A 23,290-nucleotide genomic window follows, 5' to 3' on the forward strand; every position below is an offset into this window, starting at 1 on the left:
GTGTCGCCTGCTAAACTGGTAGCAAAGGAGTGAAGATGATGGCTTTACTAGAATTGAAAAATGTATCGAAAACCTATACAGGGGAAGTGTCTGTTGAGGTTTTACAACAAATCGATCTCAAAGTGCCAGAAGGAGAATTTATCAGCATTATGGGTCCATCTGGCAGTGGCAAGACCACCATGCTGAATTTGGTGGCAACATTGGATAATCCCACTTCAGGTTCGGTGATCCTCAAGGGAGAGCAGCCACTAGAATTATCTAAGCAAAAACTCGCGGAGTTTCGTCGTCGGCAACTAGGCTTTGTTTTTCAAAACTACAATTTGCTTTCGCCATTGAGCGTGCTTGAGAATGTGATTTTACCACTGACATTGGATCGGGTGGCAGTTCCTGAGATGAAAGAACGTTCGGAGCAGCTATTACGTGAACTTGGGATCTATGAGAAAAAAGACAAACGCATCTATCAGCTTTCCGGTGGAGAGCAGCAGCGAGTTGCGATTGCTAGAGCTTTGATCCATCAACCAGAATTGCTTTTAGCAGACGAACCGACGGGTAATCTTGATTCCAAGGCAGCACGAGATGTCATGGAAATACTAAGTCAGATGAACAAACAGCGAAAAGTCACCACTATGATGGTCACCCATGATCCGTATTCCGCCAGCTTTTCTGATCGGGTCGTTTTCATCAAAGACGGAAAGCTGTATAACGAAGTCTATCGTGGTGCTGATCAACAGCAATTTTATCAAAAAATTCTTGAAGTCCTAGCACATTTAGGAGGTCACCGTCATGAATTTCAGACAGTTGATCATTCGTAATCTGCGGGGGAATTTTCGAACTTATGCGGCCTACTTCGTCAGCAGTGCCTTTGCGGCGATGGTGTTTTATATCTTTAGTCTTTTGCTCTTTCATCCGCAATTGGAAGAAAACTTATCTAATAGCGATACACTTTCAAGCTTAGCTAAGGTTGGTCTATCCGTCGCACTCGTGGTGATCGCCTTACTGTCGCTGTTGTTTTTATGGTATACATTTGTGGTCTTTTTGAAACGACGCAAACGTGATCTGGCGATCTACTTGATTTTGGGGATCGAAGAAAAAGATCTGCGAAAGATTTTATTTGTCGAAAATGCCTTCTTAGGGACCGGCGCTACAGTGACCGGTATTGGGTTGGGGATTTTAGTGACGAAATTGTTGCTGCTGATTGCGCAAAATGTCATGTACTTAACAGAAGGACTGAAATTTATGGTTCCTCTGGAAGCTTTAGGATTGACCTTTGGGATCTATGTCTTCATTTTTCTTTTGATCTCCTTTTTCAGTACTCGCGCCTTGCAAGGAGAACAGATCATCTCATTGATCAAGGAAAATGAAAAACCACGTCCTGAGCCAAAAAGTCATTGGACATTGGCATTTTCAGGAATTGTGCTGTTATTAGTTGGCTATGGATCGGTCTTTTATTTTAGCTACCAAACCTACTCAATGCTGCCACTTATGCTAGGAGTCTTGTTGACTGTTGCAGGCACGATTTTGTCATTCCATCAGTTCAGCGTATTTCTGTTGAAACGATTAAAAAAACGCCCGACCTTCTTACGTGGGACTCGGATGCTGACTATCAGCGAATGGATCTTTCGCATGCGAGACAATGCGGCGATGTATAGTTTGATCGCTATTAGTACCTCCGTGGCATTCGTTGGGATTTCCGTGATGCTGGCGATTGGCAGTTCTTCTTTTTCTTCAATCCAAGGAATCAGTGTAGCCTATGTGTTTCCGTGGTCTGGGCCAGAAGACCTCGATCATTCTGAGGGGAAAATGAATGAAATTAAAACTGCCATAGAAGAAAAAGGGTACTCACCTGTAACGGATAGTGTTTCCTTACTATGGGCCTATGCGAATCTTGATGAATCTGCAGTTATGAATGATTCATTTTATACGACGAATGGCTTTTCAATTATGCGAGAAAGCGACTATCAGAAAATGATGAAACAAATCGGTGAGGAAGCTGATTCCGTTGCAGATAATCAAATAATGACACTTAGTGCTAATTATTCACGTCGAAAACAGCTTCTAGAAGTTCCTGAGAACGAACGCACAAGTATCTATCCACTTGAATTAGGTTCAGAAACCGGTATAAAAAAGGATGTTACGATTGTCCACAGCCCCTCAATGCTTTCTCTGGATTACTTTGGATTGTCAGTTGTGACAGATAAGACCTTTGAGGAATGGCAAGCTCTCTTACAAGAATTTAACGATGATATGGAATCTGGTTTTATTTGGTTAGACTATCCAGAATGGGCTGAAACACCTGAATTGGTATCTGATTTCAATGGAAAGTTAGATAAAGAAAATGCCTTGATCGATCAGCAATACGAAGAACTCAGTCGGGAGTTTGAAGCCAAAGGTGACTATACAGATGAAGAGTGGTCAGAAGCGGCAAAAGACATTCCGATGCGTACGTCTTATACCTCGAAATACCAAGTTTTCCAAGAAAATCGTCAAGGAAATGGCATCATCTTAATGATCACGGTATTACTAGGTTCGGTTTTCTTTATTTTCTCCGCTTCGATTATCTATTTCCGTTTATTTGCAGATTTAGATAAAGATGGTGCGTATCATCGTTCCTTGCATATTTTAGGTGTGTCGCCCAAGGAGCGTCACAACGTTCTGAGACGCCAGCTGCAAGTGATGTACTTCTTGCCAACAGTCGTGGCAATGATCCATTTTGCGGTGGCAATGACCGCTTTGCGTATTTTAGTAGAATTGCCTGTTTGGCAATACTATGGCGTGATCGTTAGTCTCTTTTTGATTTTCCAAATCGTTTTTTACTTTGTTTGTCAGTACCGGTACTTCCAGCAAATTGATAGGATCGCCGATCCGACAGAGTGATTTATTTTTTAGCCAAATCTCTTTCAATCAACACAGATTGGGATTTGGTTTTTTGCTTGCTGCATTGTTATTTTCTTTCACCAATGAAGCGTTTTAATTGTGTAAATCACCGAAAAGCAGATAAAATTAGTTAACACTGATTCTATTAGGCAGTCGCGGATACCCTGCAAGAATGTGGCAACTGGAAGTCTATTTTTCTCACCGTGAAACGAAAAGACAACTGTTAATGAAAATATTCATGTCGAGTACAGTAATTGCTGTGACCGATGGGGTTAGCTAAGCGCTCACTTAAGGGAGGAAACCAATGATCAAACGTTTAGGAAAAGCATTTGCTGTCTTGCTGCTGTTGATTCCTGTTTTTGCTGGTATGCGGGTTGTTTATGGGGAAACCGATGTGGGTGCCAAGCTGATCACAAATGTATCGATCGTTAATAGCCACAACGAGGTCATCACAAGTATTGAAAAGGATGATTCCTTCAAAATAGATATGACCTGGAGTTTGGAGGACTTAGGTGATTTAAAAGCAGGTGACAAAGCGACCGTCACCTTGCCAGCTGAGATTGAAGGCGTTAATAATACGTATGCTTTATACGATGAAAATAACAACTTAGTGGTCAATGTTACCCAAGTTGGCAATCAGCTGACCTTTGTTTTCACGGAATTTGTCGAACAAAATACCAATGTACATGGGGACTTTTATTTTTGGACAAAGTTCAGTGATGACGTGATAGAAAACCAGATCAACAACATCCACTTTGAAACGGCAAATGGGACGCAATCGGTGCCTATTTTTATTCAAGCAGTGGATGATTCAGGGGATGGTGCCTTACTCACCAAACAAGGACTGTATTTAGGTACGCAACAACCCAAACGGATCATTGATTGGCGAGTGTATATCAACTCGTTTGACACGGACCAAGTGACGATCAAAGATGGAACGTTTATTGACTTTGTAGGTCCTCATCAGACACTAGTCAGTACGAGTGCTCGAGTGGTCTATGGACCCAGCGTTTCCAACCCAACGTATGACGAGCAAGTACCGATCGTTTTAAATAGTGACGGATCCTTTGAAATTCCTTTGCGGGATACAGAGGAACGGATCTACATTACCTACAAAACAGAAACGGATGGTTCATTGGAACAATATACCAATCGGGGCATCCTTGATGCTTTGGTCAATGATGTGCCAAGAACAAGCAGTATTACTGGCTATACGCCACGCTATGGTGGCGGTGGTGGCGGAACCGGTGAACCAGGAGAGTCCAGTAGTACGGAACCAAGTAGTGAAAGCAGCACCAGCAGTAGCACGGAACCAAGTAGTGAAAGCAGTACAAGTAGTAGTAGCACGGAACCAAGTAGCAGCACGGAACCAAGTAGTGAAAGCAGCACTAGTAGCAGCACGGAACCAAGTAGTGAAAGTAGTACAGGTAGCAGCACGGAACCAAGTAGCGAAAGCAGTATGATTAGTAGTTCAGAATCAAATAACGGGAGTAGTTCTAGTAATAATGGAGCGATGACACATCAAAGTTCAATCACAGGGAACATGCAGGTATCCCAATCAAATATTTTGCATAATCAATCAGAAAAACAGCAGTTTCCTCAAACGAATGAATCGTCTAATCATTTATGGATTGCAATAGGAATGGTTTTAGCAGGGTGCGCATTGAAGTTAAGTTGGAGTAAATTTATCAGGTAGATAGAAACTGAAATTTTGGAGGCAGTTTTTTACTTGGAAGAATAATTAATAAAGACTTATTTAAAGGGAAGATGCCATTTTATTGGGTCTTCCCTTTTTTTTTCGGCGCATGTTTTCTCTGAGAATTTATTATAATTTCCTTATCAAGTTATCTTGAAATATTCATTTAGGAAGTGAGGAAATGAGAAAACTGGTTGGAATTGTGTTGATTTTGCTGTTAGCGGGATTATTGCTGCTGGTGTTTGGTTTCGATCATACTTCAGCAAAAGAACGAGCCGGAGGAAATTTATCGTTTTCTGTTCAAACGAATCGAGTGATCTATGATGAAGCCTTGAAAGTCATTACGATCCCGGTACGGCCGAACAAAACGCTGACTTCACAAAACGTTTGTATCCGTTTAACTTATGGTCGGGATGGCAATGGACACAGTGAAAAGGTGATTGGTGAAACGTATCTAACAAATGTCGATTGGTTTTCAGGTGTTGAAAACTACTTAAGGATCTATGCTGAGATGGCCATCGATGAGATCAAAAGTGTGGATAAAGTAGATTTAGTTGTGATTTATGACGGTAAAACAACGATTACTGAAAACTTGAAGCCTAGTCAATGGCAGGTAATCACACCCCCGAGCTCTAGTGAGACCACGAACTCTGAGATAAGCGCAAGCTCTAAGGTGTCTGAAGAAACAAGCTCTTCCTTTAGTAGTATCGAACCGAAATTTAGCGACTCTCAATCGACGGATCCAAGGACTTCTACTACGGAAAACACAAGTCAGGATTCTCAAAGTATCGAAAGTAGTCACTATGCAAGTGAGTCAGAAAACTTCAACACCCAACCAGTTAGTGAGAGTGAATCGAGTCAGACAATTAGGAGTCAAGAAACCACCGCAACAACAGGAACAATGACCGTTAGTGGTGCGGCATCTGAGGATCTTTCAGATTCAGAAACGAAACCAAACAAATTAGCGCCTAACCAAAGTCAGTCAAGCAAGCGAAGTGTTTCCTCCAATGATCCCGTAGGCAAACAACTCGCTAAAGCATCGTCTTCAGTGAAAATGGAACAGGAACAACGTACGGAGACAAGCAGTGCTAAGGAGGTCAATGGAGCCTTACTACCGAAAACCGGCAGCAAAAATACGAGTATTCGCTATTTACTCTTTGGTCTAGGCGTGGTTATCCTTACTGTCTTTCTTTACTGGCTGAATCGAAAGTTATTTTCTGATGAGAGACAGTAAAGAAAAAAGCCGAGGATAATGAGAGAATTGATAACCCACGATTGGAATTTTCTTCCCCAGAAAGCACAATCACGTTTTGTTTTACCGTTTTTAACAAAAAGTCTGACGATCGTTTTGAGGCGTCAGACTTTTTTTATGAAAATATACAGATAACGAAAGGAAAATTTGTTAAAAGTGATTTGACAGAAAAGAGCGCACGGTGGTACGATCACCAAACACTGCCAGCTTACAATTTTGTAAGATGACAAATTTAGGATAAAAACAGCGTTTGCTGATTATACGAGCGAGGGAAATTTCATGTTACAGGCACTTTTGGATACGACAGAAAAACAAATTTATGCGTTTCTAAGTTATTGTTACGAAACGAACAAGAAAGACTATACAATTAAAGAGCTCTCAGGTGTTTTCGATAGGAAAACCAACAAAATGCAGTCGATCGTTCAGCAAGTAGAGGTGTTTCGTGCACGCTATCCTCAGTTTACTTTGACCTATGATCGGTTGGAAAAAGAAGTGTCGATTACTTTTTCTCCACGATTTCTATTGAGCCAAGCCTATAGTGTATTGTTGCAGGGAACCGTTGGGTTTATCTTGCTGGATGCACTCTTTCAGGGGGATTATCATTCCCTTGAACAACTCAGTCACAAAACCTTTAGCAGTCCCCGCACGATTCAACGAAAATTGCAGGAGTTAAATCATGTTTTGGCGAATTATCATTTGTCCTATAGTTTAAAAAAGGGTGATCCTTTGGCAGGTGCTGAATATGCGATCCGCTATTTTTATCATCTTACCTATTGGCAAATTTTTGATGAGAAGGACTCACAAGTCTTGGCATCGATCAAGGAGAAAGAGCAGGCTGAAGCGTTGTTTGAAACCCATGCTCCTTATATGAGAAAAATCGATATCGATAAATTTCTTCATCTATTCGCTATCTCCGAGCAAAGAATCCATCAAAAGCATCCGCTTTCGTTTTTACCAAACGAAGTACTAACCTTTGAGCACCCATTAATTGAAAAAAATCAGTTTGATCAGGTCTTTTTGAACCCACTGTTTAACAGGAATCATCTGCCGTTTTCTGAAATTTCGGAGGTTGAACGCAGCTTCTTGTATTATATGTTTGGGGTAATGAACACCTATCTTGAGGAGGATCTCGATGCTGCTAACATCTCGTGGCTGACTCAGCCAAAGTACCAGCAAGAAGCGCAGCTTGTTGAAAAATTAGCCGTGTATTTTCGGTTGACGTTTACAGAAGCCGAAAAAAACTATTTATTGGTTAATCTGGTCATGATCCATTCCGCCTCTGGCTGTTTTGGTACGCGACAAAAAAGCGATAGTTTTGGCAAAACATCCGACGAGCAAGAGCTGCAAGCCGCTTTTCCAGTGCTTTATCCAACCATGAAACGGTTTTTTTTGGAAGCGACTGTTTCTTTACCAGACTTGCGTAGATTACTGCAAATGAATGATCGCTTGATTTTCCAATACTGTATGTTACTGAGAGTTATTTTTATCAAATATGAACAGCCGGTCACGTTCTCGATCCATTCGAAATACGGAAAAACGCAAGAGCTTTGGATCAAGAACCGCTTGATGAATGCCACGCATCGAGCGATGGCCCATTATTCGCTGTCTCAAAAACCAGATTTGGTGATCAGCGATTATCCGATCCATCAGGAATTTTCCGAGGAAGAACAGCCTTACCTCTTTTATTGGAATGGTCACCCAAGCGCAAAGGAGTGGAAACAGCTCAAGCAAGTGATCAAACAGATCAGAAGTGCCAAGAACAAGGCGGCGTTCGCCCAGCTGGCATTCACCCAAACGGAGTGAGCCCGCTATAAGATCGAGCCAATAGAACTTATAATTTTGCCAAGCTTTTGACCAGCAGCAATAGGGCAAACGTGAAAAGCAACAGTGATAAACGAAGTTGTCAAGAAGCAAAAACAGGAGCATCGATGTTCCTTTTTCGCTTCTTGACTTTTTTTTACAGAGATGGCATGGTATACATATTATCATAACGTTTTTTATTTAAAATCGTTGCAGAAATGGTGTTAGGAAGAAGGGGTAACTTTGACAGAAGTATTAGCACTGCAAAATGTTTCCAAATTGATTGGAACCAAACGAATCATTGATGATGTTTCCTTTGTGGTGGACCAAGGACAAGTCGTTGGTTTATTAGGGCCCAATGGGGCTGGGAAGACGACGATCATCCGAATGATCGTTGGCTTGATGAAGCACAATACAGGATCAATTGCCATTATGGGAAATTTATTGGATTCTTCTTTTAAAACAGCGATTGCCTCAGTCGGAGCGATCGTTGAGAATCCTGAGTTTTATAATTATATGACCGGTTATGAGAATTTGATGCAGTATCAGCGTATGGCGATGAAAAAAGGCACAGCCTCTGAGCTAGAAGCCCTGATCCGTCAGGTGCATTTAGAAGGACATATCCATCAAAAAGTCAAAACCTATTCATTAGGGATGCGTCAGCGTTTAGGTGTTGGTCCATCAACCAGATCTATTAGTTTTAGATGAACCGATGAATGGCCTGGATCCTAAAGGCATGCGGGAGTTTCGAGAAATGATTCTTTCTTTGAGAGAAAAAGGAGTTTCTGTCTTAGTTTCCAGTCATCAATTAAGCGATATCGAACAAATTGCCGATCATTTGATCGTGGTGCAAAAAGGAAAAGTCACTCATCAAGTAGCAATGGCAGAGTTGAAAGCAGAGAAAAATGTACTGATTATTAAAACAGATGATAATGCGCAAACAGAAGCACTGTTAAAAGCTTCCTTTGAGGTCGAGGTCTTGCAGGTTGCAGATGAATTGCAAGTCACTCTAGCAACAGATCAGCGTTCTGAAATCGCTGCAGCGATCGTGACGGCGGGTATCGGCTTAAAAGAACTACGGACAAAGCAATCTTCTTTAGAAGATACATTCTTGGCTTGGACCGAAGAAGGAGGTTTGTAAGCATGCTGACATTGATAAAAAATGAATGGATCAAATTAACCAAAAAGCGTTCTACTTGGATCATGCTGCTTTTATTGGTTTTAATGACGTTTGGCTTGACCTATGTTGTACGCTTAGGTAGTCCAGAAATTGGTGCCAATGATTTATTTGCTTCTTTAAGCGATATGACGTCGTTCTTAAACTTATTTGTAGTGATTGTGGCGGCTTCTTCAGTGGCAGAAGAGTTCAGTCGTGGAACGATCAAGTTCTTATTGATTCGGCCTTTTTCCAGAAGCCAAATCATAGCAGCAAAAGCCATCAACACGTTTTTATTTGCGCTTTTAGGGACCGCTGTTTTACTAATCAGTAGTTTAGCAGCCGCCAATTTATTTTTAGCAGCTGAATCACCTTTTGCTGCTACTGGCTACAACGGGCTAGCGGCGATTCTCGTTGCCCTTGTTTTTGCGGGAACCAACTTACTATTGATTGTCTTTTATATTGCATTGACCATCTTTATCTCAGCCGTCATTCGCTCCCAAAGCTTGGCGGTAGGCTTAGGCTTGGGTATGTTGTTTGGAAGCAGCATCATCAACTCGATCATGCTTTTTGCGCAAGAAAAATACCCATGGCTGAAGTGGAATCCATTTAATTTTATGAATATTAAAGAGCAAATACCGAGTTTATTAAATAGTCCTGACATGCAGATGACTGCCTTTGATCCGGGATTGGGCTATTGGGAAATGGCGATCGGGATCCTTGTTTACAGTGTTTTAATCTACCTTTTAACAAATTGGTTATTCAACAAAAGAGATGTCGCATTAAGTTGAGGAAACGAGTGAAAGTTTTTGGATAAATCCAGCTTTCACTCTTTCTTTTTGTGTTTTTTTCTAGTAAAATGATTCATTGAGAGTACAAGAGAAAGGAGAGTTTTCGAATGGTTAGTGTAGGAATCGTAATCGTGATCGCTGTTGTTGCAGCATTACTAGGCGCTGTCGGCGGCTTCTTTTTGGCGCGTAAATATATGCAAGATTATCTAAAGAAAAATCCTCCCGTTAATGAGGATATGCTTCGCTCGATGATGATGTCAATGGGTCAAAAACCTTCTGAGAAAAAAATTCGTCAGATGATGCAGCAAATGAAAAACCAAAAGTAGGTTTTTTCTAAAAAGCGGGCTGATTTTATCAGCTCGCTTTTTATTGCGGCAAAACGCAGCAACGAATCAAAAATGTCCCCAAGCTGCTTTTTCTGTTTACGTTCTGTAAATAGCGGGGAAGCAATCGAATCTAAATCCAATGAATATTCGGAAAAATCGCAAAATTTAGGCAACAGGTCATAAAGAAATGGAGAGTGTTATGTCAATATTTAGGAAGTTAGGTTGGTTTTTTAAACAAGAAAAGAAACATTATTTGTTAGGCGTAGGCTCTTTAGTCTTGGTCGCCTTGGTACAGTTGGCACCTCCCAAAGTTATCGGGATCATCATCGATGAGATTGCGGAAAAAGAGATCTCGATGCAGACGATCTTTTTTTGGGTCATGATCTTGATTGCTTCAGCCATCGCTCAATACGTGTTTCGTTTTGTCTGGCGAACGCATATCTGGGGCAGTGCCGCTCGGCTAGAAAAAACGTTACGCAGACAGCTATTTGCACATTTTACAAGGATGGATCAGTTGTTTTATCAAAAGCATCGGACAGGTGATTTGATGGCCCATGCCACCAATGACTTGAATGCCATCCAAAATGTGGCAGGGGCAGGGATCTTGACCTTTGCCGATTCCTTCATCTCGGGAGGGGCAACCATCATTGCGATGGTTCTCTTTATCGACTGGCGGTTAACGATCATTGCTCTATTGCCGCTGCCTTTCTTAGCAGTCATGGCAAGGGTTCTTGGCAGCAAATTGCATGATGCGTTTCGTGACTCGCAAGAAGCATTTTCTTCCATCAACGACAAAGCCCAAGAAAGTATTACTGGGATGAAAGTCATCAAAACCTTTGGACAGGAAAAAGAGGACATCGCTGATTTTCAAACCAAAATCGACCATGCCATCATCAAAAACCGCAAAGTCAATTTTCTGGATGCCTTGTTTGATCCGTTTATTACGATCATCATCGGAATCTCCTATGTGCTAACGATCATCGTCGGCGGCAATTATGTTATGGACGGTACCATCTCGATCGGTCAATTGGTATCCTTCATCAGTTATATCGGTATGTTAGTTTGGCCGATGTTTGCCATCGGACGTCTGTTTAATGTGCTGGAACGAGGCAATGCTAGTTATGATCGGGTTGCCGAATTGTTGGCGGCAAAGACCCATATTATTGAAGCCAAAGATGCGGTCGATGCCTCAGCCCAAGGAACGGTGAACGTTCAAATCAATGAGTTTCACTATCAAGGAGATGATTTTGCCCTGCAAGACATCCACTTTACTTTGCCAGCTGGTCAGACACTAGGTGTCGTCGGGAAAACCGGTGCTGGAAAAACCTCTTTGATGAAGCTCTTGTTGCGAGAGTATGATTCATTTGACGGGGCGATCACCTTCGGGGGCATCGACAGCAAGCAATACTCCTTGAATGCTCTTTTGGGGTCGATCGGTTATGTTCCGCAAGATCATTTCTTATTTTCCATGACGATTCGAGACAATATCCGCTTTGCGCAGCCACGGGCTTCTCAAGCAGAAGTGGAAGCAGCTGCTGGATTGGCAGTGATCCACGAGGATATCAGTCAGTTTCCTGAAGGGTACGAAACGATGGTGGGGGAACGTGGTGTTTCTCTTTCTGGCGGACAAAAACAGCGGTTATCCATTGCCCGTGCTTTGATCACCGATCCAGAATTATTGATTTTAGATGACGCTCTTTCAGCAGTAGATGCCAAAACGGAAGAAGCTATTTTACAACAGTTGCGGACGTTCCGTCAGAATAAAACAACGATCATTGCTGCCCACCGCCTAAGCAGTGTCAAGCACGCAGAAGAAATTCTCGTGATCGACAATGGGAAAATCAGTGAACGCGGGACCCATGAACAATTATTGGCTGCAAATGGCTGGTATAAAAAAATGTGGGACAAACAGCAACTAGAAGCCAAAATCGAAGGGAGTGAAGCCTAATGCAAGAATCAGAATGGAGTAAATCGATTCCCTTTAAAGAGCAAAAAAACATCATCAAACGAATGTTTCTTTTTGCCAAGCCATTTCGAAAAACCTTCTATGCAGCGATCTTTTTTGCTTTTGTGCTATCGATCGTCAATATCCTGTTGCCTTTGATCATTCAAACCTTTATGGATAATTATTTGACCAATCAAACGGCGACCCAGCAAGTCATTTATTTCTTTGCTGCATTGTATTTCTTTGGGGTGTTGGTAAAAGCTGTGATTTGGTTTTTCCAATGGTTCCTTTATTCGATGGGTTCTTTAAAAACCTATCAGTATATTCGAGCAAAATTATTTGAAAAATTGCATAGTCTTGGGATGCGCTATTTCGATCAGACGCCAGCGGGTTCGATCGTTTCACGGGTCAGCAACGACACAGAAACGTTGTATGAATTTTGGTATGTCTTCTTGATGGTATTGACAGGAATTTTTGCGGTGGTTTCTTCTTTTGCCGCCATGTTCCGCATCAACGTCAAAATTGCCTTACTGAACTTGATTTTTCTGCCGATCCTAATGGTAGTCATCTGGTATTATCAAAAATTCAGCTCTCGTATCTATCGTCAAATGCGGGAAAAACTGAGTCAGCTGAATACGAAATTGAATGAATCGATTTCTGGTATGCAAATCATTCAGCAATTCCGTCAAGAGGCGCGGCTGAATGAAGAATTCGAAGCGACCAACGATGATTATTTGAAAACTAGATACGCTATGATCCGCACGAATGCGCTGCTATTATCACCAATCATTAGTTTGTTATATGCCTTAGCGATCGCCTTGTCGTTGACGGTCTTTGGGTTTGATGCCTTAGAATCGCCCATTGAAGTCGGGTTGATTTTCGCCTTTACGACCTATATTCAAGGATTCTTTAATCCCATGACACAGATGATGGATTTTCTCAGCGTCTTTACTGATGGGATGGTCGCCGGTAGCCGTATTCTAAAGATTATGGATAACGAAGAATACACGCCCCAGCAAAACCCCGATGCTAATCAAACCATCACCAAAGGAAAAATCGAATTTCGCGATGTCAGTTTTTCCTATGATGGTAAAAACAACGTATTGAATCATATTTCTTTTATCGCCTATCCAGGTGAGACCGTGGCTTTAGTCGGTCACACAGGAAGTGGCAAGAGCTCGATCATCAATGTGTTGATGCGTTTTTACGAATTCGGGGAAGGGCAAATTTTGATCGATGATCAAGATATTCGCGACTTCACGATGGAAGAGCTTCGGAAAAAAGTCGGACTCGTATTGCAAGACGCCTTCATGTTTTATGGGGACATCGCTGACAATATCCGCTTATTGAATCAGGACATTCGTGAGGAACAGATCGAAGCAGCAGCAAAATTTGTTCAAGCAGATGCCTTTATTCAAAAATTACCTGGTAAATACCACGCCAAAGTGATTGAACGGGGCGCCAGCTATTCAAGTGGGCAGCGACAATTGATTTCCTTTGCCCGCACCATGGTGACCGATCCGAAAGTGCTGGTCTTGGATGAGGCGACTGCCAATATCGATACTGAAACAGAAGGACTGATCCAAGAAGGGTTGGCAAATATGCGTCAAGGGCGAACCACGATCGCGATCGCCCATCGATTGTCTACCATCCGCGATGCCGAGTTGATTTTGGTGCTTGATAAAGGCTCGATCGTCGAACGAGGCACCCATGATGAACTTTTGGCTCAAAAAGGGTTGTATGCCGATATGTACCGTTTGCAGGCAAGTGAAGTTTAATAGTTTTAATAGTAACGCTAACCTTAAAGACTTTCGTTTTTAAGGTTTTTTTGTACGAAAAAAGAAAGAAGGGATGAATATAAAAATAACGAACAACGATTGACAGCGCTTTCCACCTTTGCTATGATAAAGATAATAAAACTGGTTCTAATGGATAGTGATTGTTGATTTTTAACAAGCTAAACCTGATGAAGCTGCGGTATTTGCGCTGCTTTCATGAGGTTTTTTCTGTGTTGACTGTTGGCTCAGCAATAAAGACAAGCAATGAACCATATCCGCAATGATAAAGTAAGTGGGGGTAGGACATGAAAATCAGTAAAGTGTTAAACAATAAAGTTGTGATCACTACCGATCAAAGTCAAAACGAGATTATTGTTATGGGGCGGGGGATTGCATTTAAGAAAAAAGTGGGAGATGAAATTTCTTCAGAAACGGTCGATAAAGTGTATCGCTTAGAAAATCAGACGATCTTATCTCAATTTCAAGAGCTGCTTGCTGACTTACCACTGGAATATCTTGAATTATCCAATGAGATCATTGAGTATGCTCGGCGAGAATTGTCATCCCCAATCAATGATTCCATTTATATCTCGTTGACGGATCACATGCACTGTGCCATTGAACGATCGAAAAAAGGAATGACGGTCAAAAATGTCTTATTGTGGGATATCAAGCGTTTTTTCCCCGATGAGTACCAAATAGGCTGCAAAACAGTAGAGAAAATCAAAGAACATTACGGGATTCAGCTGCCAGATGACGAAGCTGGCTTTATTGCTCTGCATCTCGTCAATGCGCAAACTGAGAATGGTGACCAAGGCAATATTGCTGAACTAACCCAAACGATGCAAGACATCATAAACATTGTTAAATATTTTTTCAAAACAACCTTTGATGAAGAGTCCGTTTATTTTTATCGCTTCACTACGCATTTGAAATTTTTTGTCTCAAGAATGCAAAACCATAGTACTCATGTGGATGAAACCGATGAAGATCTTTTGGCTATGGTCAAAGTGAAGTATCGAAATGCGTATCAATGCGTACAAAAAATCGCTGAGCTATTAGAAAATCAGTATCAGTATCAAATGTCCAGTGACGAAAGTTTGTATTTAACGATTCATATTGCCAGACTTGTGCAAAAAAATCGTTGATTGAAAAAAAAACAAGAAAGGAGAAGGATTTTTTGATTCATGAGAAGGTGTCGAAAAAGAAAAATTTCTTCGCAATGATTCTTATCAAACATCAGCTTCAAGGCATCTGACCATGTAGCAAGAAATCAAAAAAGAAAACATTTTGGATAGTGACATTCAGTTGGCTAAACCTTCAATACAAAAAAATTGGAGGAATCAAAAATGGGAAAATATCGTGAATTAGCAGAAAAAATCGTAGCAAATGTTGGTGGGAAAGAGAACATCAATAGCTTGACGCATTGTATCACACGCCTGCGTTTTAAATTAAAGGATGAAGGCGTCGCAAATGATGAAGTCTTAAAGAACATGGATGGGGTCGTGACGGTCATGAAGAGTGGCGGTCAATACCAGGTGGTTATCGGGAACCATGTACCTGATGTCTATGCAGAAGTGATCGATGTAGCAGGAATCAGTGGTGATGCTGAAGAAACAGCTTCAGGTGGCAACTTGTTTGATCGTTTGATCGATATTTTGAGCGGCTGCTTCCAACCCTTCTTAGGGGCTTTGTGTGCGGCGGGGATGATCAAAGGACTAAACGCACTGTTGCTTTTTATTGGTACAACAGGCTTGATCGATTATACAACGACGACTGGTACCTATGTGATGTTTAATGCGATCGGCGATTCGATCTTCATGTTTATGCCAGTGATTTTAGGATATACGTCAGCGAAAAAGTTTCGCTTAAATCCAATGGTGGGAATCGTGATCGGGTCAGCGCTTTGTTACCCAACAATTCAAGGATCAGTTTTGCAAGCCGCATTTCTTGCAGGCGCTGGCGAGGGAGCTGCTGCACCGTATAGCTTGTTAGGCTTGCCTGCGTACGAAACGTTTTTAGGAATTCCGTGGGTTGGCGCAACGTATACTAGCAGTGTGGTGCCGGTCATCTTTATCATTGCCTTTGCTGCGCAAGTTCAAAAATTTGCGAAAAAAATCATTCCTTCTGTTGTCCAAACGTTCTTAGTGCCGTTCTTGGTTCTCTTGATTGCATTGCCAATTGGGTTTTTGGTGATTGGACCTGTAATCAGTATGTTGACGGATCTTTTGAGCTCAGGATTTGAAGCGTTGATGGACTTCTCACCAGTTGCCTATGGCTTGTTGCTAGGTTTCTTCTGGCAAGTACTGGTTATTTTCGGTCTTCACTGGTCAGTCGTACCGTTACACATTATGCAAATCACGCAACTTGGTTATAGTCAGATTTTGGTAGCTACGTTTGGTGCCAGCTTTGCTCAAACAGCCGTAGTGATGGCGATGTACTTTAAACTGAAAGATAAAAAACTGAAAGCACTATGTCCACCAGCTATTATCTCAGGGCTTTTCGGTGTAACGGAGCCAGCGATTTATGGGATCACGTTACCGAAAAAAATGCCGTTCTTCTACTCAATGATCGGTGGTGCGGTCGCAGGTGCCTTCTTGATGATCAATGGAACAACGAGCTACACCTCTGGTGGGTTAGGGGTCTTTGGCATTTTCAACTACATCACTCCAGAAGGCGACGCTAGTGGCATGTGGTTCTCTGTCTTCGGAATCTTGATCGCTGCAGCGATTGGCTTTGGTTTGACCATGGCTTTCTGGAAAGATGATGCAGTGGAAGAAGAAATCGCAGAAGGACAACCAGCGATGACTGTTCGAAAAGAAGTGATCACTTCTCCAGTAGAAGGAACGATCGCGCCACTAAGCAGTGCCAAAGATGAAGCCTTTGCTCAAGGAGTGCTAGGAAAAGGCATCCTGATCCATCCTTCAAAAGGCGAAGTTGGGGCTCCTTTTGATGGTACTGTGATGACATTGTTCCCAACCAAACATGCCATCGGGTTGATTTCTGAGAATGGTTTAGAACTTTTGATCCATATTGGTTTGGATACTGTTCAATTGAATGGTGAGTTCTTTGAAGCGCATGTGAAGCAAGGCGATAAAGTCACTCGTGGACAAAAATTGATCAGCTTTGATAAAGATGCATTGATCAAAGCAGGATTCAATATTGAGACCCCAGTGCTAGTGACCAACTCAGCGGATTATTTGGATATCATCGAGTCTGACAAACGAGAAGTTGGTTGTTCCGATGACTTGATCACGGCTTTAGTTTAGGAAATGTTTACTTGCAAAACAGCTATATAAGGATAAAAGCGATCGGTCGTGAAGGCTCGATCGCTTTTTGACAGTCATTTAATTGGGAAACAGTGAGTCTTTATAATGAAGGTTTTTATCATAGGTTGGTTCAGCGATTATCGTTGATGAAGTGGGGCGCTTATCATACGCCATCCCAATATCGATCAAATGCTGCAGATTTTTCTCATAGTGCTCCGAAAAGACGACTGCATACAACAAATCTAGCAAGTAGCAAACTGAGGTATTGATCGTAAAATTCGCGATCTTTGAATAAAGCCTTTCTCTTGTTGTGATATTTAAGACACAATCGCTTAATTTCGCTAACGCATTCTCGCCAATACTAGTCATCCCAATGATGGAGACCTGCCGTTCGGCGAGAATCTTACCGATTTCTTTAACCATTTTGTTTTCACCTGTGTAAGAAATCAAGATTGCGGTCGTATCGGAGGTACAGTTGGATGCCTCATAGGCACTTTCGCCGAAGGTATCGCAGACGTGGATACTTTTTCCTAAACGCCGCATCTTCAAAACAAAGTCTTGAGAAATCAAGGTGTTGGCATTGCTGGCGAAAATCCTGATATGGTTGGCATTGAGCAACGATTGTTTCGCTTTTTGTAATTCATCATGATGGATCAAGGAAAGCGTATCTTCGATCGTTGTTTGTTCAAGCTTTGCCAACTTTTTGGCGATGGTCATAATACCGTCATGGGAAGAGAAGGGAAAGTTCGCATCCACATCGGTAAAATGGCTGCTCATATATGTTTGCTCTTCCACAAAGGCCGTTTTTAAGTCGAGCCAACCATTGAAGCCTAATTTTTTTGCGATCCGAATAAAAGTAGAAGGATGAACATAGGTTTTTTCAGATAATTCCTTGATGGTTTGATCCGCCATCGCGGTCGGATTGGCTAATAAATAATCAATCAACGATCGTTCGGCGGGTGCTAGTTTGATTTGGCGCATTTTTTCTTGTAACAACATGGTATATATGCTCCTTTTTACATTTTTTTATGATTATTTGTAAATGGTTTTTACAGAAATTCGTTTTTATTCAGTACCTAGCGAATCGTTTACATCCTAATTATTCCTTATTTGATGCTCTTTGTAAATCTTTTTTACAAAACACCTGCAAGAAGAAGCGAGATTTGCAAACGCTTTTTCTAAATATGCTATTTACATTGAATCAAATGTTTTTATGAATGATAATAAGAATGTAAATAAAATAGCAAAGGAGCAATACAATGACAAAAGGAATTAAAATTGCAACCATTGGTGGCGGCAGCAGCTATACCCCGGAGTTAATGGAAGGCTTTATCAAACGCTATGAAGAATTGCCGATTCGTGAGATTTGGCTAGTAGATATCGAAGCAGGAAAAGAAAAATTAGCAATCGTTGGTGCGATGGCACAACGGATGTGGGATGCGTCACCCTACGATGTAAAAATCCACATGACATTGGATCGAGAAGAAGCGTTAAAAGATGCTGATTTCGTTACGACTCAATTCCGAGTAGGATTGCTGAATGCCCGTATCAAAGATGAACGAATTCCTGCCTATTACGGCATGATTGGTCAAGAAACCAACGGCCCTGGTGGTATGTTCAAAGCGTTTCGTACGGTTCCAATCATTCTTGAAATCGTTGAAGACATGAAACGCTTGTGTCCCGATGCCTGGTTGATCAACTTTGCGAATCCAAGCGGTATGGTGACTGAAGCAATCGTGCGTTACGGAAAATGGGACAAAGTCATCGGGTTGTGTAACGTGCCTGTCATGGCAACGATGGTTGAACCTGCGTTGCTTGGCAAAGAACCTGACGAATTGATTTACAAATTTGCAGGATTGAACCACTTTCACTGGCACAAAGTTACCGACTCACACGGCAATGACGTTACGATGGACATTATTGATAAAATGTATGAAGAAGACAATGGCTTACCGAAGAATATCTTTGATGTACCATTTTACAAAGAACAGCTGGAACAAATGAAGATGATTCCTTGCGGGTATCACCGTTATTACTATCGTCAAGAAGAAATGTTGAATCATGCGATCGAAGAGTACAAGACTGTCGGTACACGCGCACAGCAAGTGAAACAAACCGAAGCCGAATTGTTTGAGTTGTACAAAGATCCTGAATTGGATCATAAACCAGAACAGCTGCAAAAACGTGGTGGTGCTTACTACTCAGATGCAGCGTGTGAAACGATTGCTTCCATTTATGCTAATAAAAATACCCAAATCGTCGTTTCAACCAAAAATGAAGGCGCCGTTCCAGATCTTCCTGCCGATTGCGTAGTCGAAGTAACAGCTTACGTTGGCGGACAAGGGGCTAGAAATGTTGCCTTTGGTGAGTTACCGACAGCTGAAAAAGGTTGGTTACAGGTAATGAAAGCAATGGAATTATTAACGATCGAAGCAGCTGTGACGGGGGATTACAATATCGCATTACAAGCCTTCACCATCAACCCATTGGTTCCATCAGGTGATACGGCAAAACGTGTCATGGACGAACTGTTTATTGCCCACAAAGATCACTTGCCTAAATTTAAGGAAACGATCGCACGTCTTGAAAAAGAAGGCGTAGAAGTACAAGATGAAGTAGCCCGCGAACTTGATCGCGAACTAGTTAAATAAAGAGAAAGTAGGAAAGAAACATGGCATTTAGAAAAGACTTTTTATGGGGCGGCGCAACAGCTGCCAATCAATGTGAAGGAGGCTACCAAGAAGGCGGACGCGGCTTGGCAAACGTTGACGTGGTACCGATCGGCAAAGATCGTTTTCCAGTCATTACTGGTCAAATGAAAATGTTCGATTTTGATGACGAACATTTCTACCCAGCAAAAGAAGCGATCGATATGTATCATCGCTACAAAGAAGACATCGCGCTATTTGGCGAAATGGGCTTTAAAACCTACCGTTTGTCGATCGCTTGGAGTCGGATTTTCCCTAAAGGGGATGAAACAGAACCAAATGAAGACGGCTTGAAGTTCTATGAAGATCTTTTCAAAGAATGCCACAAATATGGGATCGAACCATTAGTAACGATCACTCACTTTGATTGCCCAATGCATTTAGTTGAAAAATACGGGGCATGGCGTTCTCGTGAATTGGTCGGATTCTATGAAAACTTGTGTAACGTGATTTTCAACCGTTACAAAGGATTAGTAAAATACTGGTTGACCTTCAACGAAATCAACATGATTCTCCATGCGCCATTTATGGGAGCAGGTCTTTACTTTGAAGAAGGCGATAACGTTGAGCAAGTGAAATACCAAGCGGCTCACCATGAGCTATTGGCCTCTGCGATCGCAACGAAAATCGCTCATGAAGTCGACCCTGAGAACAAAGTAGGCTGTATGTTAGCTGCTGGCGCATACTATCCATATACAAGCAAACCAGAAGATGTCTGGGAATCACGCAAAGCAGATCGCGAAAACTATTTCTTTATTGATGTTCAATCACGTGGGGAATATCCACAATATGCGCTGAAAGAAATGGAACGCAATGGGATCGAAATCAAAATGGAAGAAGGCGACCTTGAGCTGTTGAAAGCTCACACCGTAGACTTTATTTCCTTCTCTTACTATTCTTCCCGCGTATCAACCACGGACGCTGAATTATTAGAACAAACGGCTGGCAATATTTTTGCCTCTGTGAAAAACCCATACTTGGAAGCAAGTGAGTGGGGGTGGCAGATTGATCCACTTGGTTTGCGCATCACAATGAATGACATTTATGATCGCTACCAAAAACCATTGTTTATCGTTGAAAACGGCTTAGGAGCTGTGGATACACCAGATGCAGATGGCTATGTGGAAGATGACTACCGGATCCAATACTTGGCAGAGCATATTCAAGCAATGAAAGATGCGGTTGAACAAGATGGTGTCGACTTATTGGGTTACACGACTTGGGGTTGTATCGATTTAGTTTCAGCTGGAACAGGTGAAATGAAAAAACGCTATGGTTTCATTTATGTGGACCGTGACAATGAAGGAAACGGCACCTTGAAACGAACAAAGAAAAAATCATTTGATTGGTACAAACAAGTGATTGCTTCAAACGGTGAAGATTTATCGAATAACTAATTATAAGAAGCTGCAGTTGATCCCTTAGAGAAATCTAAGTAGATCGACTGCAGTTTTTTTAAAGTCTTTTTAAAATCTATTGAAACGAATGATTTGTATAAGTAGAAATGGCTGTTCAGAGATTATTGATAACCGACAATGAGAGTGCTGTAAAAGGCTTGCGTTGCAGCAATTACAAAAAAAGGCGACCTTAAGCATGACATGTTTTGTCCTTAAGGTCGCCTTTATTCATTTTTTAAAGAACTTTTTCAATTTCTGGAATCATTTTTTGAGGATTGGTTTGTGGAGCAAAACGCTCCACGACTTTACCTTGGCGGTCCACCAAGAATTTCGTGAAATTCCATTTAATGGCTTTGCCTAATGTACCCGGTGCTTCTGCTTCCAAATAGCGAAACAAGGGATCTGCGTCTTTGCCATTGATCACCGTTAACTTGTGCATCGGAAAATCAACACCATAGGTGGTTCGGCAAGCGGCTGCGGCTTCTTCGGCTGAGCCGACTTCTTGTTTGAACTGGTCAGAAGGAAACCCTAGAACGACCAACCCTTGGTCTTTATAGGTTTCATAAAGACTTTGTAATTCTTTGAACTGCGGGCTCAACCCGCACTTTGTAGCTGTATTGACGATCACCAGCGGTTGACCTTCGTAGTTTGCTAGCGAATAAGTTTCGCCGTTTTCTAATGTTGCTTGGTAGTCATAAATTGACATAGCAAACGCTCCTTTTAATGTAAATCATAGTCGATAGTTTCTGAGATAAGTATAGAGCAAAGTCTTCAAAAAAACCAAGCAAACTTCTTGGCGCATTTTATTTCTTATAAAAAACAAAAAATCCAGCGGCCGTTGGGACCACTGGACTCTTATTATGCTTCTGGTAAGACTTCAGGTTCTGCTTCTTGTGGATGAACGACAGATTTAGTTTTCCATACCCCAGAATGCCAGCGATAGATCATTAAGACACTGCGCAATGCTTCGTCAATGGCATAAGCGATCCAAACGCCGATCAAGCCAAATTTAAAGACGATGGCCAGTGAGTATGAAAACGGTAAGCTGATGACCCATAGAACAATTAGGCTGCAGATCAATGGGAACTTCACGTCACCACTTGCATTTAATGAACCAACTAGGATCATATTGACTGCACGCGCTGTTTCTAAGACGATCTCTACTAAAAAGACACCTTTAGCAATCTCGATTACTTCGGTATTGGAAGTAAAGATCCCCATGATCGGTTCAATAAATAGATAGGTCAATAAGCAGATCGTTACCGAGGCGATGATCCCGATCACCATCGTGCGCATGCCTCGCTGATGCGCGCGATCGAATTCACCCGCACCGACATTGCGTCCAATCATGATTTGATTCCCTTGACTCAATGCGGAGGCGATCAAATAAACAAATTGGGTGATAGCTGTTACGTAAGATTTTGCAATCAAGACACTTGCACCTAGTTGAGCCACGATCATCGTCACTACGACTTGCGCTCCTTGATAGGAAAGAGACTCGCCAGAAGAAGGCAATCCGTAAGTCAAAATGTTTTTCATCACGCCCCAAGCGACATTCGAGAAACGGGCAGATAAAACAGAAAAATTCACATGTTTCTTCAGCAACATGGCGGCAATTAGTAAACCGATCGAATTACCAAAGACGCTAGAAAATGCCAATCCAGTCACACCGAAATTCGGTAAACCAAAGGGGCTGTATAAGACAAAGTAATTGCCAATGACGGCTAGGATACTAGCAAACATCGGTACCAATAACGCAGGTTTTGTGAAACTGTGGCTACGCATGACAGCAATTATGACCGCCGTGATCGATGAAAGGAACAGACTTCCGCCATACACTTGTAAGTATCCATGACCTAAAGCAACTAATTCAGCATCTAAGCCCATGAATCGCAAAAGGTAGGTTGAGCCGAAAAGGAACATCAAGCTGATCAAAATCCCGATGAACAATGACCCAAAAAGAGCGGTATTGATGACTTTCGGTATCTGGTCGCGTTTTTTCGCACCAATCAATTGTGCGATAATGATCTGAGTACCCACGGTGATGAAACCGTAAATAAAGACCGTTAAATTCAATAGTTGATTGGCAGCACTGACGGCCGCTACTGCTGGCTCGGAATAATGAGAAATCATCCAAACGTTGACATTCCCAATAACGACCCGCAAAAATAGCTCAACAAAAATCGGCCAGCTGAGAAAAATCAGTTCACGGTCTGATTTTCCTAAAAGTTTTTTCTTATTCAATTGTAAGGACTCCTTATTTTCTATATAATAGACGTATCGTGAAAATTTTACAAA

The 23,290-nt window shown here is 41.8% G+C and carries 16 protein-coding genes and 1 pseudogene; 14 read left to right on the forward strand and 3 right to left on the reverse strand.

The genetic code is table 11. The features are described 5' to 3' along the window. Window positions 1–35 precede the first annotated feature (35 nt). From IGK14_RS06280 to IGK14_RS06335, 12 genes and pseudogenes are all read left to right on the forward strand, one after another. Window positions 36–812 carry an ABC transporter ATP-binding protein gene (locus tag IGK14_RS06280; protein ID WP_438711881.1) on the forward strand — a complete coding sequence of 259 codons (777 nt, stop codon included), beginning with the start codon at window positions 36–38 and terminating at the stop codon, window positions 810–812. Beyond that, window positions 784–2,874, forward strand: coding sequence for an ABC transporter permease (locus tag IGK14_RS06285; RefSeq protein ID WP_154694404.1), 2,091 nt, complete (start codon window positions 784–786; stop codon window positions 2,872–2,874). Before IGK14_RS06280 ends, IGK14_RS06285 begins: the two co-directional genes overlap by 29 nt. A gap of 304 nt (window positions 2,875–3,178) precedes the next feature. Next, a complete protein-coding gene (locus IGK14_RS06290; protein ID WP_270792587.1) occupies window positions 3,179–4,570 on the forward strand; it encodes an Ig-like domain-containing protein in 1,392 nt (463 codons plus the stop codon). A 181-nt stretch (window positions 4,571–4,751) separates the two neighbouring features. Next, complete coding sequence (locus tag IGK14_RS06295; RefSeq protein WP_154694406.1) at window positions 4,752–5,804, forward strand: LPXTG cell wall anchor domain-containing protein; 1,053 nt, start codon at window positions 4,752–4,754, stop codon at window positions 5,802–5,804. Between the two features lie 297 nt (window positions 5,805–6,101). After that, entirely contained in the window at window positions 6,102–7,625 is a 1,524-nt protein-coding gene (locus IGK14_RS06300) for a helix-turn-helix domain-containing protein (RefSeq protein WP_154694407.1), read from the forward strand. 240 nt (window positions 7,626–7,865) lie between these two features. Then, window positions 7,866–8,763 (forward strand): annotated as a pseudogene (locus tag IGK14_RS06305) (ABC transporter ATP-binding protein). A gap of 2 nt (window positions 8,764–8,765) precedes the next feature. Continuing rightward, window positions 8,766–9,569: an ABC transporter permease gene (locus IGK14_RS06310; protein WP_154694408.1), complete on the forward strand. Its 804-nt coding sequence runs from the start codon at window positions 8,766–8,768 to the stop codon at window positions 9,567–9,569. A gap of 107 nt (window positions 9,570–9,676) precedes the next feature. Next, a complete protein-coding gene (locus IGK14_RS06315; protein WP_005235432.1) occupies window positions 9,677–9,895 on the forward strand; it encodes a YneF family protein in 219 nt (72 codons plus the stop codon). A gap of 199 nt (window positions 9,896–10,094) precedes the next feature. Continuing rightward, entirely contained in the window at window positions 10,095–11,843 is a 1,749-nt protein-coding gene (locus IGK14_RS06320; protein ID WP_154694409.1) for an ABC transporter ATP-binding protein, read from the forward strand. Continuing rightward, window positions 11,843–13,618: an ABC transporter ATP-binding protein gene (locus tag IGK14_RS06325; protein WP_154694410.1), complete on the forward strand. Its 1,776-nt coding sequence runs from the start codon at window positions 11,843–11,845 to the stop codon at window positions 13,616–13,618. Before IGK14_RS06320 ends, IGK14_RS06325 begins: the two co-directional genes overlap by 1 nt. 305 nt (window positions 13,619–13,923) lie before the next feature. Continuing rightward, complete coding sequence (gene licT, locus IGK14_RS06330; RefSeq protein ID WP_154694411.1) at window positions 13,924–14,766, forward strand: BglG family transcription antiterminator LicT; 843 nt, start codon at window positions 13,924–13,926, stop codon at window positions 14,764–14,766. Between the two features lie 201 nt (window positions 14,767–14,967). Further along, entirely contained in the window at window positions 14,968–16,887 is a 1,920-nt protein-coding gene (locus tag IGK14_RS06335) for a beta-glucoside-specific PTS transporter subunit IIABC (protein ID WP_154694412.1), read from the forward strand. 78 nt (window positions 16,888–16,965) lie between these two features. On the opposite strand, the gene IGK14_RS06340 is transcribed toward IGK14_RS06335, so the two are convergent. After that, the gene (locus tag IGK14_RS06340; protein ID WP_010748037.1) at window positions 16,966–17,886 is read right to left on the reverse strand and encodes a MurR/RpiR family transcriptional regulator; all 921 of its coding nucleotides are present in this window, start codon (window positions 17,884–17,886) and stop codon (window positions 16,966–16,968) included. Window positions 17,887–18,146: 260 nt separating this feature from the next. Between IGK14_RS06340 and IGK14_RS06345 the strand changes: the two genes are divergently transcribed. Together IGK14_RS06345 and IGK14_RS06350 are read left to right on the forward strand one after the other, a co-directional pair. Then, the gene (locus tag IGK14_RS06345; protein WP_005225822.1) at window positions 18,147–19,538 is read left to right on the forward strand and encodes a 6-phospho-beta-glucosidase; all 1,392 of its coding nucleotides are present in this window, start codon (window positions 18,147–18,149) and stop codon (window positions 19,536–19,538) included. Between the two features lie 20 nt (window positions 19,539–19,558). Then, complete coding sequence (locus IGK14_RS06350; RefSeq protein ID WP_008378424.1) at window positions 19,559–20,992, forward strand: 6-phospho-beta-glucosidase; 1,434 nt, start codon at window positions 19,559–19,561, stop codon at window positions 20,990–20,992. A 235-nt stretch (window positions 20,993–21,227) separates the two neighbouring features. Here IGK14_RS06350 and IGK14_RS06355 read toward each other — a convergent pair whose 3' ends face one another. Both IGK14_RS06355 and IGK14_RS06360 read right to left on the reverse strand, forming a co-directional pair. Further along, window positions 21,228–21,698, reverse strand: coding sequence for a glutathione peroxidase (locus IGK14_RS06355; RefSeq protein WP_005225824.1), 471 nt, complete (start codon window positions 21,696–21,698; stop codon window positions 21,228–21,230). 152 nt (window positions 21,699–21,850) lie between these two features. Beyond that, complete coding sequence (locus IGK14_RS06360) at window positions 21,851–23,236, reverse strand: MATE family efflux transporter (protein ID WP_154694413.1); 1,386 nt, start codon at window positions 23,234–23,236, stop codon at window positions 21,851–21,853. Window positions 23,237–23,290: the final 54 nt, after the last annotated feature.

This window comes from Enterococcus sp. DIV0970a (genome assembly GCF_051711265.1).
Lineage (GTDB): Bacteria > Bacillota > Bacilli > Lactobacillales > Enterococcaceae > Enterococcus_D > Enterococcus_D casseliflavus.